The organism is Hyphomicrobiales bacterium (assembly GCA_002869065.1).
GTDB lineage: Bacteria > Pseudomonadota > Alphaproteobacteria > Rhizobiales > Rhodobiaceae > Rhodobium.
Genome location: PKTR01000001.1, coordinates 528232 through 542123, shown reverse-complemented (window position 1 = coordinate 542123; position 13892 = coordinate 528232). Strand labels below are relative to the sequence as shown.

General features: G+C 62.3%; 10 protein-coding genes. All 10 read right to left on the bottom strand.

Annotation, left to right across the window (positions count from 1 at the left end; translation table 11 throughout):
- Positions 1-7: 7 nt before the first annotated feature.
- The 10 genes from C0606_02370 to C0606_02325 all read right to left on the bottom strand — a co-directional run bounded on the left by C0606_02370 (position 8) and on the right by C0606_02325 (position 13854).
- Positions 8-3448: a DNA polymerase III subunit alpha gene (locus tag C0606_02370; protein ID PLX39387.1), complete on the bottom strand. Its 3441-nt coding sequence runs from the start codon at positions 3446-3448 to the stop codon at positions 8-10.
- A gap of 337 nt (positions 3449-3785) precedes the next feature.
- Entirely contained in the window at positions 3786-4376 is a 591-nt protein-coding gene (locus tag C0606_02365; GenBank protein PLX39386.1) for a hypothetical protein, read from the bottom strand.
- Positions 4377-4871: 495 nt separating this feature from the next.
- Positions 4872-5561, bottom strand: a complete 690-nt coding sequence (locus C0606_02360) for an ABC transporter (GenBank protein ID PLX39385.1) — start codon at positions 5559-5561, stop codon at positions 4872-4874.
- An 8-nt stretch (positions 5562-5569) separates the two neighbouring features.
- Entirely contained in the window at positions 5570-6793 is a 1224-nt protein-coding gene (locus C0606_02355; GenBank protein ID PLX39664.1) for a lipoprotein-releasing system transmembrane subunit LolC, read from the bottom strand.
- Positions 6794-7006: 213 nt separating this feature from the next.
- Positions 7007-8335 (bottom strand): proline--tRNA ligase, encoded by a 1329-nt coding sequence (locus tag C0606_02350; protein PLX39384.1) that lies wholly within the window; start codon positions 8333-8335, stop codon positions 7007-7009.
- Positions 8336-9014: 679 nt separating this feature from the next.
- On the bottom strand, positions 9015-9275 hold the full coding sequence (locus C0606_02345) for a DUF1467 domain-containing protein (GenBank protein ID PLX39383.1): 261 nt from the start codon (positions 9273-9275) through the stop codon (positions 9015-9017).
- Between the two features lie 23 nt (positions 9276-9298).
- Positions 9299-9703, bottom strand: coding sequence for a methylmalonyl-CoA epimerase (mce, locus tag C0606_02340; GenBank protein ID PLX39382.1), 405 nt, complete (start codon positions 9701-9703; stop codon positions 9299-9301).
- Between the two features lie 145 nt (positions 9704-9848).
- Positions 9849-11522, bottom strand: coding sequence for an MBL fold metallo-hydrolase (locus tag C0606_02335; GenBank protein PLX39381.1), 1674 nt, complete (start codon positions 11520-11522; stop codon positions 9849-9851).
- Between the two features lie 23 nt (positions 11523-11545).
- Complete coding sequence (locus C0606_02330; GenBank protein ID PLX39380.1) at positions 11546-12301, bottom strand: biotin--[acetyl-CoA-carboxylase] ligase; 756 nt, start codon at positions 12299-12301, stop codon at positions 11546-11548.
- Between the two features lie 128 nt (positions 12302-12429).
- Positions 12430-13854: an NADH-quinone oxidoreductase subunit NuoN gene (locus C0606_02325; GenBank protein PLX39379.1), complete on the bottom strand. Its 1425-nt coding sequence runs from the start codon at positions 13852-13854 to the stop codon at positions 12430-12432.
- Between the last annotated feature and the right edge of the window lie 38 nt (positions 13855-13892).

Here is a 13892-nt window from a genome sequence, read left to right as displayed (position 1 = left end):
CGAACGATCAGCTCAGCTCGACCTGGACCACGCCGGGGATCGCCCGCAAGGCGCTCGCCACCGGCGGCGAAACCTGATAGCCGCCCGCAAGCTTAACCTCGACCTCGCGCTGACTGTCCTCCAGCATCATGACGAGGCTGACATCGCCGTCGCCGCCCTTCCTCAGTTGCCGCGCGATGCTCTCGACGGGGCCGGCATCCTTGACGAAGACCTGCAGCGTCTTGTGCAGGCCGTTGGCGGCGCGCTCCAGCGGTTCGACCGACTGGATACGGACGCTGATCGTCTCTTCACGCTCCTCGGCGCCAACCAGCAGGATCACCGATTGGCCCGGTTCGAGCAGGTCGCGGTATTCGTTGAGCGTTTCGGAAAAGACCACCGCCTCGTACTGGCCCGACGGGTCGGAGATGTTGAGGATACCCATCTTGTTGCCGGTGCGGGTTCGGCGTTCCTGTCGCTGGGTGATCGTTCCGATCAATCGGCCGACGGCAGCGCCGCGCTTGACCGACTCCGAGAAGTCGCTCCAAAGCTGGACCCGCAATTTCTCGAACATCGGCCGATAGCTGTCGAGAGGATGGGCGGACAGATAGAAGCCGACCGCGTTCATCTCCCGCCGCAGCTTTTCCTCCGTCGTCCAGTCCTGGACCTCCGGCAGGCGCAACTCGATGCCGCCGCCGCTGCTGGGCCCGCCGAACAACTCGTTCTGGCCAAGAGATTCGGACTCCCGGGCGCGCGCGGCTTCAGCCAGCACCCGGTCGAGCCCTTCCGTCAGCCGCGTGCGGTTCGGCTCCAGCTCATCGAATCCGCCGGCGGCGATGATGCTTTCCAGCGTGCGCTTGTTGACCTGGCGCGGATTGATGCGCTCGGCGAAATCGCCGACATCCTTGAAGGGCCGATCGCCTCTCACCTCGACAAGGTGCTCGACCACCCCCTGCCCGACGCCCTTCAAAGCGGCGAGCGAATAGACGATACGCCCCTCATCCACTTCGAACGGCACATAGGAGCGGTTCACCGACGGCGGCAGAACCTCGATATCGAGGCGAATGGCCTCGCGGCGGAAATCGTTCAGCTTGTCGGTGTTGCCCATGTCGAGGGTCATGGTGGCGGCGAGGAACTCGACGGGGTGGTTCGCCTTCAGATAGGCGGTGTGATAAGCGACGAGCGCGTAAGCCGCGGCGTGCGATTTGTTGAAGCCGTAGTCGGCGAATTTCGCCAGCAGATCGAAAATCGTGTCGGCCTGGGCCTTCGGCACCCCGCCCTTGACGGCGCCATCGACGAAGCGCACGCGCTGCTTGGCCATTTCCGCCTTGATCTTCTTGCCCATGGCGCGGCGCAGGAGGTCGGCTTCACCGAGCGAATAGCCGGAGAGCTCCTGGGCCACCTGCATCACCTGTTCCTGGTAGATGATGACGCCGTAAGTCTCCGACAGGATCGGTTCGAGACGCGGATGCGGGTATTCCGGCTCCTCCAACCCGTGCTTGCGCCGGTTGTAGGTCGGGATGTTGTCCATCGGGCCCGGACGGTAGAGCGCGACAAGGGCGATGATGTCCTCGAAGCGGTCAGGCTTCATGCCCGCAAGCGCCTTGCGCATGCCCTGACTTTCAAGCTGGAACACGCCGAGCGTTTCGCCACGGGCGAGCAGTTCGTAGGTCGCGGGATCGTCAAGCGGGACCTGCGAGAGATCGATCTCGATGCCCTTGCGCCGGATCAGCTTCACCGCGGTCTCAAGCACCGTCAGCGTTTTCAGGCCGAGGAAGTCGAATTTCACCAATCCTGCCGGCTCGACCCATTTCATGTTGAACTGGGTGACCGGCATGTCGGAGCGCGGATCGCGATAGAGCGGCACCAGCTCCTGCAGCGGCCGGTCGCCAATAACGATACCGGCGGCGTGGGTCGAGGCATGACGGAACAGGCCTTCGAGGCGGGTCGCGATCGAGAACAGCCGTTCGACGATCTCTTCCTCGCGGGCGGCTTCCTGCAGGCGAGGCTCATCCTCGATCGCCTTTGCGAGCGGCGTCGGGTTGGCCGGGTTCGACGGCACGAGCTTGGCAAGCTTGTCGACCTGGCCGTAGGGCATCTGCAGCACACGGCCGACGTCGCGCATGACGGCGCGGGCCTGCAGTGTACCGAACGTGATGATCTGCGCGACCTGATCACGTCCGTATTTGTCCTGAACGTAGTGGATCACCTCGTCGCGGCGGTCCTGGCAGAAGTCGATGTCGAAGTCCGGCATCGAGACGCGTTCAGGATTGAGGAAACGTTCGAACAGCAGCTTGAAGCGCAACGGATCGAGGTCGGTGATGGTGAGCGAATAAGCGACCAGTGAACCGGCGCCCGAACCGCGGCCCGGACCGACGGGAATGTCGTGACGCTTTGCCCATTTGATGAAGTCGGCAACGATCAGGAAGTAGCCGGGGAACTTCATGCGCTCGATGACGCCGAGTTCGAAGTCGAGCCGCTCGCGATAGTCCTGTTCGCTGACACCGGGCGCGGTGCCATGCGCTGCGATGCGGCGCTCCAACCCGGCAATCGCCTGACGGCGCAGTTCCTCGGCTTCCGCCTTCTCGCCCTCTTCGCCGTCGGTTCCGGTGAAGCGCGGCAGGATCGGCCGGCTGGTGTGCGGCCGGAACGAACAACGCTCGGCAATCTCGACGGTGTTCTCAACCGCTTCGGGGAGATCCTCGAAGAGCTCGATCATCTCCTTGCGCGATTTGAAATAGTGCTCCGCGGTCAGGCGCCGCCGATCCTCCTCGGCGACCATTCGGCTTTCCGCGATGCAGATCAGGGCGTCGTGGGCCTCGAAATCATCACGGGTCGGGAAGAACACCTCGTTGGTGGCGACCAGCGGCAGTTCGTTCTCGTACGCCAGGTCGACCAGCAGCGGCTCGACGCGCCTTTCGCTCTCGAGCCCGTGACGCTGCAGCTCGACATAGAGCCGGTCGCCAAAAGTCTGCGAAAGAAGCGTCAACCGATTGGCGGCAATGTCGGCGAAGCCCTCGGCGAGCATCCGGTCGACCGGGCCGCCCGGGCCACCGGTCAGCGCGATCAGGCCGCCCGCCGCCTTCTGCACCTCGGCAATCGGCATGTGCGCCTTCATGCTCGAATCGGTTTCGAGGAAGGAGCGCGACACCAGCCGCACGAGATTGCGGTAGCCCTCCTCATTGGCCGCGATCAGGACCAGCGACGGGAGTTCCTCGATGCGGTTGCCGCGGCGCTCCGGCTCGTCGTCGAAGGCAACCGCCAACTGGCAGCCGATGATCGGCTGGATGCCGGCGCCGGCGGCCTTTTCGGAGAACTCCAGTGCGCCGAACAGATTGCCGCTATCGGTGATTGCGAGCGCCGGCTGCTCGTCCTTCTTGGCAAGGTCGAGCACGCGCTTCATCTGCAACGCGCCTTCAAGAAGCGAGAACGCGGTATGCACGCGCAAATGAACGAAGCCGACACCGCTCATCGAAAAGACCTGCCCGTCTGGTGGATGCGGCGCTTTCGTCCGCGTCACGCACCGTGCCTCACAACGGGGCGGCACGGCAACCGCCCAGCGTCGATCTCCTTGGGATAAACCGTCAGCCGAAGCGGGCGATTAGATCGGCCCACATCGTGATGGTGGCCATGAAAAGAATGAGGGCGGTGCCGGCGGCGATATCCTGAGCCCAGGCGCGCATCGTGGGGAGCTGTTTGACGATCATCACTAACATCCTCTCTCTTCGCGATTTCCCGCATTATGTTCTTGTTTTGTTCTTTTGTCAAGCCTTCCTGATCTACGGACCTAAGCGATTGTGGGTCACCGCCTATCGCGCGTTCAGATGTTCATCTGGAACCCGAAAAACACCTTTGATGCTTTCGTGATTGCGTACACACAATTGAATATGGGTTTTCGAACGGAACCCGGAGTTCTCGTATATCCGTTGGCCTTCCAAGAAAACGCCTCGAACTGCATCAAACGGAGCGAGATCTGATATCTCACGAACATAGTGCAAGTGATTTATCACCGCGCAATCCAGCTTACGCAACAAAAGGTCCTCGCCCACCTCATTTCGAGGCAGGCGATTTTCGTTCTTTTCACAAAGTTTCAAAAAACTTTCATACGCTGCGGCGACTGCGTCCACGCCAGCCGAAGACAGCAGATCTAAGCAATATCCGAGATCGATCACCGCTCCGATTACGGCCGGCTTTTTAATCTTACTACCATTTCTTTTAGCGGCTTCATTGGCAAATTCGAGCCCCCGTCGTGGATTCGACTCCCAAAAATATACACCTGCTCCCAACCAATCGTACTCGTTCGCGCTGTTCTGGAAATTCTTCCCAGCTATAAGGCTTTCAGCCACAGACTCGTCGCATCCGTGGTAGCCGAGTACAAATGTCGTCGTTAGGTGGTGCATTTACGATGCTAATGCGGTCTTCTTGGTTCTAGGGGCGAATTCCTTTTTCAGCTTCCCGTCCCTGGTCACCACGCCTTCTTGGTGCAGAATATGACGGGCCTTCGCCCGTGTGTTCGCATGCTCCTCATCGAATATTCTTAGAGCGTCGCGAAACTCGTCGAGTTCCCGGTTTGTCATTGCACTCTCCGCTAAGCTGCGCACTCGCCATACCGCTTCGTCGGTACACCGTAATATGTATACGTTATGGACATACACATAATATACACAAAAAGTGTGGCGCAAAACCTCGACCACGTTCAGCGCTCGTACCCTCCGTACGCTCGTACCCTCCGTACGCTCGTACCCTCCGTATACGAGAAGGCCGTGAACCTCGTCGTTGCTAGTTTGCGAACGCTATCGCGCTATCCGTTGTCGCCAATCAACAGGCGACGTGACGCCTGGTTCAAGCTAGCACCAAGCCGAAAGGCAACGGCGGAAAACACGGAGATGCTCCGCCTACATCTCAGCGATGAGGCCGTCCTGAAGCGTGATTCGGCGATCCATCCGCGAGGCGAGTTCGAGGTTGTGGGTCGCGATTACGGCAGCCAGGCCCGTCGCGCGCACGAGCGCTTCGAGCGCGTCAAAGACGTAGGACGACGTCTTTGGGTCGAGGTTTCCGGTCGGCTCGTCTGCGAGGATCAGACGCGGTGCATTGGCAACCGCGCGGGCGATCGCGACACGCTGGCGCTCGCCGCCCGACAGTTCCGAGGGACGGTGTTCTGCGCGTGCGCCAAGCCGCATATAGGTGAGCAGCTGGTGTGCTCTATCGACAGCCTCAGCCCGGTTCAGGCCGCGGATCATCTGCGGCACGGCAACGTTCTCGACCGCCGTGAACTCGGGTAACAAATGATGGAACTGATAGACGAAGCCGATGTCGAGGCGGCGGATGCGCGTGCGCTCGGCGTCACCGAGCGGGCCGCATGCCATACCCTTGATGTAGACCTCGCCGGCATCCGGCCGCTCGAGTAGACCGGCGATATGCAGCAGCGTCGATTTGCCGGCGCCCGATGGGGCGACAAGCGCCACCAGTTCGCCAGGCCCGATCACCAAATTGCCGCCGCGCAGGACGTCGAGCCGCCCTGCCCCTTCGGAGTAGGCACGAGTGACGTTGTCGAGCTTGAGGACCGGAGTGTTTTTGTCCGCCATGATGCCCCCTACTCGTAGCGCAGCGCTTCGACCGGATCGAGGCGCGCGGCGCGCCACGACGGGTAAAGCGTCGCCAGATAGGACAGGCCCAGCGCCATGAGGACGACGGCGACGGTCTCGCCGGTATCCATGTCGGCGGGCATCTGGGTCAGGAAGTAGAGTTCGGGCGAAAACAGCTCGGTGTTGGTGATCCAGGCAATGAACTGGCGGATCGGCTCGATATAGATGCACACCAGCGTGCCGAGCGCGACACCGGCGAGCGTGCCGACGGTGCCGATCGCCGCTCCGGTGATGAAGAACACCCGCATGATCGCGCCACGCGTTGCGCCCATCGTGCGCAGGATGGCGATGTCGCTGCCCTTGTCCTTCACCAACATGATGAGGCCGGAAACGATGTTGAGTGCGGCAACCAGCACGATCAGCGTCAGGATGACAAACATCACGTTGCGCTCGACCTCAAGCGCGGAAAAGAAAGTCGTGTTGCGCTGCCGCCAGTCAGTGAGGAACAGCGGCCGGTCGGCCGCCTCCTCGACCGGTGTGCGCAATGCGCCAACCGTATCGGGGTCGTCAAGATAGACGTCGATGCCGGTCACCCGGCCTTCCTGATTGAAGTAGAGCTGGCTCTGTTCGAGCGGCATGAAAACGATGGTGCCGTCATATTCCGACATGCCGATCTCGAAGACGGCGGCGACGGGATACGCCTTTACGCGCGGCGTGACACCGAGCGGCGTGACGTTGCCCTTCGGCGTGACGATGGTGACGGGATCTCCGACAGCCACGCCGAGGCTGCGCGCGAGCCGCGAGCCGATCGCGATGCCGTTGCCCGTATCGAAGCCCTCCAGGGAGCCGGCCAGCACCGTTCCGGCAATCAGCGGAAGTTCGTCGAGGTCGGCCTTGCGCACGCCGCGCACCAGCGCACCGAACGCGCCAGCCGAACCGGAAACCAACGCCTGGCCCTCGACATAGGGCATGGCGAAGCGCACGCCATCGACCGCGCCGATACGGGTCGCCACCTCTTCGTAGTCGGTCAGGTCGCGCTCGATCGGCTGCACCAGAAGGTGACCGTTGATACCGAGGATCTTGTCGAGCAACTGTCCGCGAAAGCCGTTCATGACGGCCATGACGATGATCAGCGTCGCGACGCCGAGCATGATGCCGGTGAAGGAAAAGCCGGCGATGATCGAGATGAAGGCTTCACGGCGGCGGGCGCGCAGATAGCGGCCGGCCAGCATCCATTCGAAGGCCGAAAACGGCCGCGTACCGGTCGGGTCTTCCGACGCCGTTGCCGCCGTTTCAGGTTCCTTGGCCATTGCCGCGTCCTTCGCTGCCGCTAGCGGTCGGGCGGGTCAGAGCATTTTGCGTTCAGTCTGAATCGCTAAAATGCCCTACCCCATTCTCGCCGTATCTTTGTCGACGCCAATTGTTCCAATCGGCTGCACGATGCTCTAGCCCTTGACCGCCGCGACCAGTTTGGCGAGCGCCGCCTCCGGCGACATGGTCTCGCGTTCGCCGGTCGCCCGGCGCTTGATTTCCACTTCGCCCTGGCCGAGGCCCTTCGGCCCGACAATGAGCTGCCACGGCAGGCCGATCAGGTCCATGGTGGCGAACTTCGCGCCCGCGCGGGCGTCGACATCGTCGTAAAGCACCTCGACCCCGGCATTTTTAAGGCCTTCGTACAAGGTCGCGCAGGCCGGGTCGGTTGCCGCGTCGCCGGGCTTCAGGTTGATCAGGCCGACCGAGAACGGCGCAACCGAGTCCGGCCAGATGATGCCAGCGTCGTCGTGGCTCGCCTCGATGATGCCGCCGAGCAGCCGCGAAACACCGACGCCGTAGGATCCCATATGGACCGGCGCTTCGGTGCCTTCCGGGCCCATCACCTTGGCGCCCATTGGGTCGGAATATTTGGTGCCGAAATAGAAAATGTGGCCGACCTCGATGCCGCGCGCGGCGAGCTTGCGCTCCTCGGGGATCGTGTCATAGGCCGCCTCGTCGTGCATTTCCTCGGTGGCCGCATAGTGCGACGTCCAGGATTCGACGACCGGCGTCAGGTCGGACGCGAAGTCCGTGTCCTCACCCGGGATCGGCATTTCGAGCAGCGTCTTGTCGCAGAACACGGCGCTTTCGCCGGTCGATGCCAGAATGATGAACTCATGGCTCATGTCGCCGCCGATGGGACCCGACTCGGCACGCATCGGGATCGCCTGCAGACCGAGGCGCGCGAAGGTGCGCAGATAGGCGACGAACATACGGTTATAGGCATGGCGCGCCGACTCCTTGTCGACGTCGAACGAATAGGCGTCCTTCATCAGAAATTCGCGGCCGCGCATGACGCCGAAGCGAGGGCGCACCTCGTCGCGGAACTTCCACTGGATGTGATAGAGGTTCATCGGCAGGTCGCGATACGAGCGCACATAGGAACGGAAGATCTCGGTGATCATTTCCTCGTTGGTCGGACCGTAGAGCATGTCGCGCTCGTGGCGGTCGACGATGCGCAGCATTTCCTTGCCGTAGTCGTCATAGCGGCCGCTTTCACGCCACAGATCGGCCGGCTGCACGGTCGGCATCAGAACCTCGATGGCACCGGCGCGGTTCTGCTCCTCGCGCACCACCTTTTCGATGTTCTTCAACACCCGAAGACCGAGCGGCAGCCAGGAGTAAATGCCGGCGGCCTGCTGGCGGATCATGCCGGAGCGCAGCATCAGACGGTGAGAGACGATTTCCGCCTCTTTCGGCGTTTCCTTGAGAATCGGAAGGAAGTATCGGGAAAGCAGCATCGGTGGACCCGCAACTGGAGAATCTCGTTTGCACGATGGTTGGGGCAGTGAAACCGCAAGACCCGGCAAAACACAAGCCCATGCACCCGTTTCGCCGGTCGTAGCGGTGTCGCGGGCAAATTTTTTTCGCGAAGTTTCTAACGAATATCCCTCTTCGGGGAAGTTTTTTGCTGAAATTATGGGCGACGGATGCACAAACAGGTGACAAACCAATAACGATTGGCTACAGTCGACTTATAAACACGAAGGTCCTCCTCGCAAGGGGAAGGACTCGAGAGGCATCGCGGTCTGAGTCTTGGGAGGATAGATGCCTAGGCGCCCCGCAAGGGTGCTGCCGCCGGATCACCACATAAGTGGACCCGGACAACGGCATCGAGACGCGCAACTCTTTAAACAGCAAGGCTTTTTAGCCTTGCTTTTCTTTTTTCTGGGCCTGATTTCGCAGCGACTCCGGAGTGCGGCGCTTTCGGATTCTCGAGAACGCGCGAGTTCGTCGCTCTTCAAGTTGCCGCAGGGGAATGCCGGCCTCTGACGTGACGGAAGTTTGCGGACTTTTCCCCGGCGCGATCCGGCAGAAAACGCGTTGGACATGCCCTCACCGATAGGCCGGTCAGGTCGCGTTCGCTGATGTCCCGAATAGCCGGAGGCGCGGTTGGAAAAGGACCCGAGAACCGCCGGCCTATTTCGGTCCGTAGGCCGGAAGGTCGTCGAGCGAATAACCGACGGTCAGGATGTGATAGATGGCGGCGAAGAGAAGGCCGGCAATCAGCGTCGTCCACAGGATCTTTTTCAGCAGATGCGGCCGGGCGGGTGCGCTCGGCACACTGCCCGGCGTCACGGCGCCGTCTTCAGCTTGCGTCTTCACGCCCCATGGCAGCACGGCGAACAACGTCAGCCACCAGATGATGAAATAGAGCGCGAGAGAGCTGCCGATCGACATATGTCAGGTTCCGTTCGCCGGTGTCAGGCCTGTTCGAGTTCCACCAGCGTACCGCAGAAGTCCTTCGGATGCAGGAAAAGAACCGGCTTGTCATGGGCGCCGATCTTCGGTTCGCCATTGCCGATCACGCGCGCGCCTTCGGCCTTCAGCTTGTCGCGGGCGGCGTAGATATCATCGACTTCGTAGCAGACATGATGCATGCCGCCCGACGGGTTCTTCTCAAGGAACTTCGCGATCGGCGAGTCCTCACCGAGCGGCTCTAGGAGCTCGATCTTGGTGTTCGGCAGTTCGACGAAAACGGTCGTCACGCCGTGCGCCGGCTGCTCGACCTTCTCGGAAACGTTGCCGCCGAGCGTGTCGCGATAGACCGCCGTTGCCGCGTCGATATCGGGCACCGCAATCGCCACATGGTTCAAACGTCCGATCATGTTTCTCGCTCCTTGTTCGCTCACCTGCTCAAGCGGCTTTCCGCTCGGCAACGCGTTCTGTCTGTTATTGAATGCTCTAGGCAATATCGGGCGCAGCGGCAATCCGGCAATACGACTGTCGTTGAGCGAGCGGCTCGAACCGCCCTCAGACCACGCTGACGATAGCCTGGCAGAGCGGTTTCTTGCCCCAGGCTGCGAGAACGGCGGCGCGCGCGGCGCGGCGAGCCGCTTCGGCGACCACGTTCGGATCCTTGCGGCGTGATTTCGGTATGCTGCGGATTGCCCCTTCCACCGCATCGTAGATGACATCTTCGAAGACATCGCCGTCGGCGTCAGTCTCCGGGAGACCGGCGAGCACGATTTCGGGGTCAGCGAGCATGTTGCCTTTGGTATCCTGCACCAGCGCAATGACGATGTGGCCGGCATAGGCAATGCGGCGGCGCTCGCGGACACCGCTGACTTCCGGCTCGGCGATCAGATTGCCTTCGCGGTACAGAAGCCCGACCGGAACTTCGTCGATGATCTCGCCACGGCCCGGCGCGAGGCGCACCATGCGGCCGTTGCGGGTTTCGACCACTTCGGGAACGCCGAGTTCGCGGGCAAGATCAGCGTGGGCGGCGAGATGCAGCGCCTCGCCGTGAACGGGCACGGCAAGTTCCGGCTTCAGCAGGCCGTAGAGTTCGCGCAACTCGTCGCGGCGCGGATGCCCGGAGGTATGAATGAGCGCGTCACGGTCTGTCATGATCTCGACGCCGCGCGTCGACAGCGCGTTGACGACGGCGTTCACCGCCTTCTCGTTGCCGGGGATCGTGCGCGAGGAGAAGATGACGAGGTCGCCCTTGTTGAGCGTCACGTGGCGATGATCGCCGGCGGCGATGCGGGCAAGCGCGGCGCGCGGCTCCCCCTGACTACCGGTACACAACGCGACGACATTCTCCGGCGGAAGGTAGCCATAGGCCTCCTCGTCGAGGAAAGGCGGCAGGTCGTCGAGATAGCCGAGTTCGCGGGCGACGTCGGCAACGCGCTTGATGGATCGACCGAGCACGACGACGTCGCGGCCGGCGGCCTTGGCGGCAAGCGCCACGGCGCGGATGCGCGCGACGTTCGACGAAAACAGCGTGACGGCGACGCGCTTTTTTGCCGCCGCGATCACCTCGGTGAGGCCCTTCGCCACCTCGCCCTCGCTCGGGCTGCGGCCCTCGCGGATGGCGTTGGTGGAGTCGCAGATCAGCGCCCTCACCCCCTCGCGCCCGACGGCTGCCAGCCGGTCGATATCGATCGGCACGCCGACGCCCGGCTCATGATCGATCTTCCAGTCGCCCGTGTGGATCGCAGTACCGAGCGGCGTGCGGATCGCGAGCGCGTTCGGCTCGGGAATTGAATGCGACATGGTCAGGAATTCGACCTCGAAGGGGCCGATCTTCACCGTGCTGCCCTGCCCCAGCACGTTGAGCGGGATCTTCGGTGCATTCGCCTGCCCCGCCGCCTTGGCCTGCAGCATGCCGGCGGTGAACGGCGTCGCATAGACCGGCACCTTCAGGCGCGGCCAGAGGTCCAGCACCGCGCCGTAGTGGTCTTCGTGGGCGTGCGTCAGGACGATGGCGATGAGGTTCTTGCGCTCTTCCTCGATGAAGCGCGTATCAGCCATCAGGATATCGACGCCGGGCGCGGTTTCGTCGGCAAAGGAAACGCCGCAATCGACCATGATCCAGTAGCGGTCGTCGGCGGGGCCGAAGCCATAGAGCGCCATATTCATACCGATTTCGCCGACGCCGCCGAGTGGGACGAAGACGAATTCATCGGTTCCTTTACGCGCCATGGACTGTTCCCGTTTGTTCGCTGTCACGACGAAAAGAACACGTCGCCAGCCGACACCGTAACCCGATTCCCGGATTCGTCATCGAGAACCAGCCGGCCTTCTCCATCTAGGGTTACGAAGCGACCCCGGCGAACGGTATCACCCTGCTTGACCTCGATGGTCTTGCCGAGCGCCGCGGCGCGTACGAGCCAGGCATCGCGGATCATCGCGAAGCCGCGTCCGGCGTTCCAGATCGCGAGCTGTTCGGCCATTTCCGCGGCGAGGAACGCGAACACCTTTTCAACGTCGTCGGTCCAGCCAAGCGCGGCAAGGCTGGTCGTTGCATAGTCCGGGATGTCCGGGTGGTGGCCGACATTGACGCCGATGCCGATCAATACCGCACGGCGGCCATCGGGGAGTGGATGGGCCTCGGCGAGAATGCCCGAGAGCTTCTTTCCCTCGATCAGCAGATCGTTCGGCCATTTGAGCGCGACCTTGCCGGCGGCATCGCACGCAGCCTCGATAGCGCGCGCAAGCGAGACCGCTGCCACCAACGGCAACTCGCCGAGGCGCTCGGCGGGAGCGGGATCTGCCAGATAGAGAGAGCTGTAGAGATTGCCGGGCTCGGAAAACCAGTATCGGCCGCGCCGGCCCCTGCCCCCGGTTTGGCGGTCGGCGGTCACCCACAGGCGGTCCGCCTCGCCCGCGCGCGCCAGTTCAAGCGCGGTCGTATTGGTCGAAGCGACCGTTTCGAAGTGCTTGCGCCGAAAGCCCGGGGCGATCGGATACGAACCCGCCATGGACTAGAGCATCCCCGATTGTTTTTGAAACACTCGATATCCTCTAGCGCCATTTTTCGACGCGTATTCTTGCCCGAAAACCGGTTCCCACTTTTCGCTCACGCGGACCTTTGGTTCGGGAATACGCTTTAGAAGAACGTCGCTGCCGCCGTTTCGGCGATGCCGACGATCGGGCCGGCAAAGAGGAAGAACAGCAGCACGAACAGGCCGCTCGCACCGAGGATCACGCGCAGTTCGCTCGGCATCGGCTCGAATCCCGCAACCGGTTCGTCGAAGTACATGATCTTGATGACGCGCAGATAGTAGAAGGCGCCGACCACGCTGGCGAGCACGCCGATGACGGCCAGCACATAGAGCTTGGCCTCGATTGCCGCGAGGAACACGTAGAACTTGGCGAAGAACCCGGCGAGCGGCGGAATTCCGGCAAGCGAGAACAACAGGATCGCGAACATCGCGGCAATCATCGGATGGGTGCGTCCCAGGCCGGCGAGATCGTTGATGTCTTCGACCATGCCCTCACGGCGACGCATCGCAAGGATGCAGGCAAAGGCGCCTACGGTCATGGCCAGATAGATGGTCAGATAAATGATGACGCCCTGCACGCCGGCTTTCGAGCCAGCGGCCAGACCGACGAGCGCGAAGCCCATATGGCCGATCGAGGAATAGGCCATCAGTCGCTTGATGTTGCGCTGGCCGATGGCGGCAAAGGCACCGAGCACCATCGAGGCGATCGAAATGAAGACGACGATCTGCTGCCAGTCGCGGGCAACCGGCTCGAACGCCTCGAAAACGATCCGCACGAACATTGCCATGGCGGCGATCTTCGGTGCGGCCGCGAAGAACGCGGTGACCGGAGTCGGCGCGCCCTCATAGACGTCCGGCGTCCACATATGGAACGGCACGGCGGAAATCTTGAAGGCAAGACCGGTGATGACGAAGACGAGACCGAAAACGAGGCCGATCGGGCGCTCCTGACCGACGATGGCGTTGGCGATCGCCGGGAAGCCGGTTTCGCCGGTGAAGCCGTAGACCAGCGACGCACCGTAAAGCAGCATGCCCGACGACAGCGCGCCGAGAACGAAATATTTCAGGCCGGCTTCGGTGGCGCGCGAGGAGTCGCGGTTGATCGCGGCAACGACGTAGAGCGACAGGCTCTGCAGCTCGAGGCCGAGATAGAGCGCGATCAGATCGTTGGCCGAGATCATCATCATCATGCCGAGCGTCGCCAGCAAGATGAGGACCGGGTATTCGAATTTCTCGAAGTTTTCACGCCGGGCGTAGCTCACCGACATGGCAATCGCCAGTGTCGAGCCAATCAGGGTGATGACCTTCATGAAGCGGGCAAAAGGATCGACCACGAAGGCGCCGTTGAAGGTACCGCCGTCAGCAGTTGCGAAGATCTGCAGCGCGCCGGCGATCACCAGCAGCGCGAGCGCGACGCCCGTCGCATAGGGCGTCGTGCGGCTGCCGCCAAAGGCACCGAGCAAGATCAGCACGAGTGCGCCGATTGCAAGGAGCAGCTCCGGCAAGGCCGGCATCAGGTCGGGGAGCATTGTAACCTCGGGCTGCATCGATTTTCTCTGCTTGGTGC

What these genes read in the sequence shown, in the direction of transcription:
- C0606_02365 (PLX39386.1), bottom strand. Translation starts at nt 4,376, where the DNA reads ATGCACCACCTAACGACGACATTTGTACTCGGCTACCACGGATGCGAC.
- C0606_02350 (PLX39384.1), bottom strand. Translation starts at nt 8,335, where the DNA reads ATGCTGCTTTCCCGATACTTCCTTCCGATTCTCAAGGAAACGCCGAAA.
- C0606_02370 (PLX39387.1), bottom strand. Translation starts at nt 3,448, where the DNA reads ATGAGCGGTGTCGGCTTCGTTCATTTGCGCGTGCATACCGCGTTCTCG.
- C0606_02360 (PLX39385.1), bottom strand. Translation starts at nt 5,561, where the DNA reads ATGGCGGACAAAAACACTCCGGTCCTCAAGCTCGACAACGTCACTCGT.
- mce (PLX39382.1), bottom strand. Translation starts at nt 9,703, where the DNA reads ATGATCGGACGTTTGAACCATGTGGCGATTGCGGTGCCCGATATCGAC.
- C0606_02330 (PLX39380.1), bottom strand. Translation starts at nt 12,301, where the DNA reads ATGGCGGGTTCGTATCCGATCGCCCCGGGCTTTCGGCGCAAGCACTTC.
- C0606_02345 (PLX39383.1), bottom strand. Translation starts at nt 9,275, where the DNA reads ATGTCGATCGGCAGCTCTCTCGCGCTCTATTTCATCATCTGGTGGCTG.
- C0606_02355 (PLX39664.1), bottom strand. Translation starts at nt 6,793, where the DNA reads ATGCTGGCCGGCCGCTATCTGCGCGCCCGCCGCCGTGAAGCCTTCATC.
- C0606_02325 (PLX39379.1), bottom strand. Translation starts at nt 13,854, where the DNA reads ATGCTCCCCGACCTGATGCCGGCCTTGCCGGAGCTGCTCCTTGCAATC.
- C0606_02335 (PLX39381.1), bottom strand. Translation starts at nt 11,522, where the DNA reads ATGGCGCGTAAAGGAACCGATGAATTCGTCTTCGTCCCACTCGGCGGC.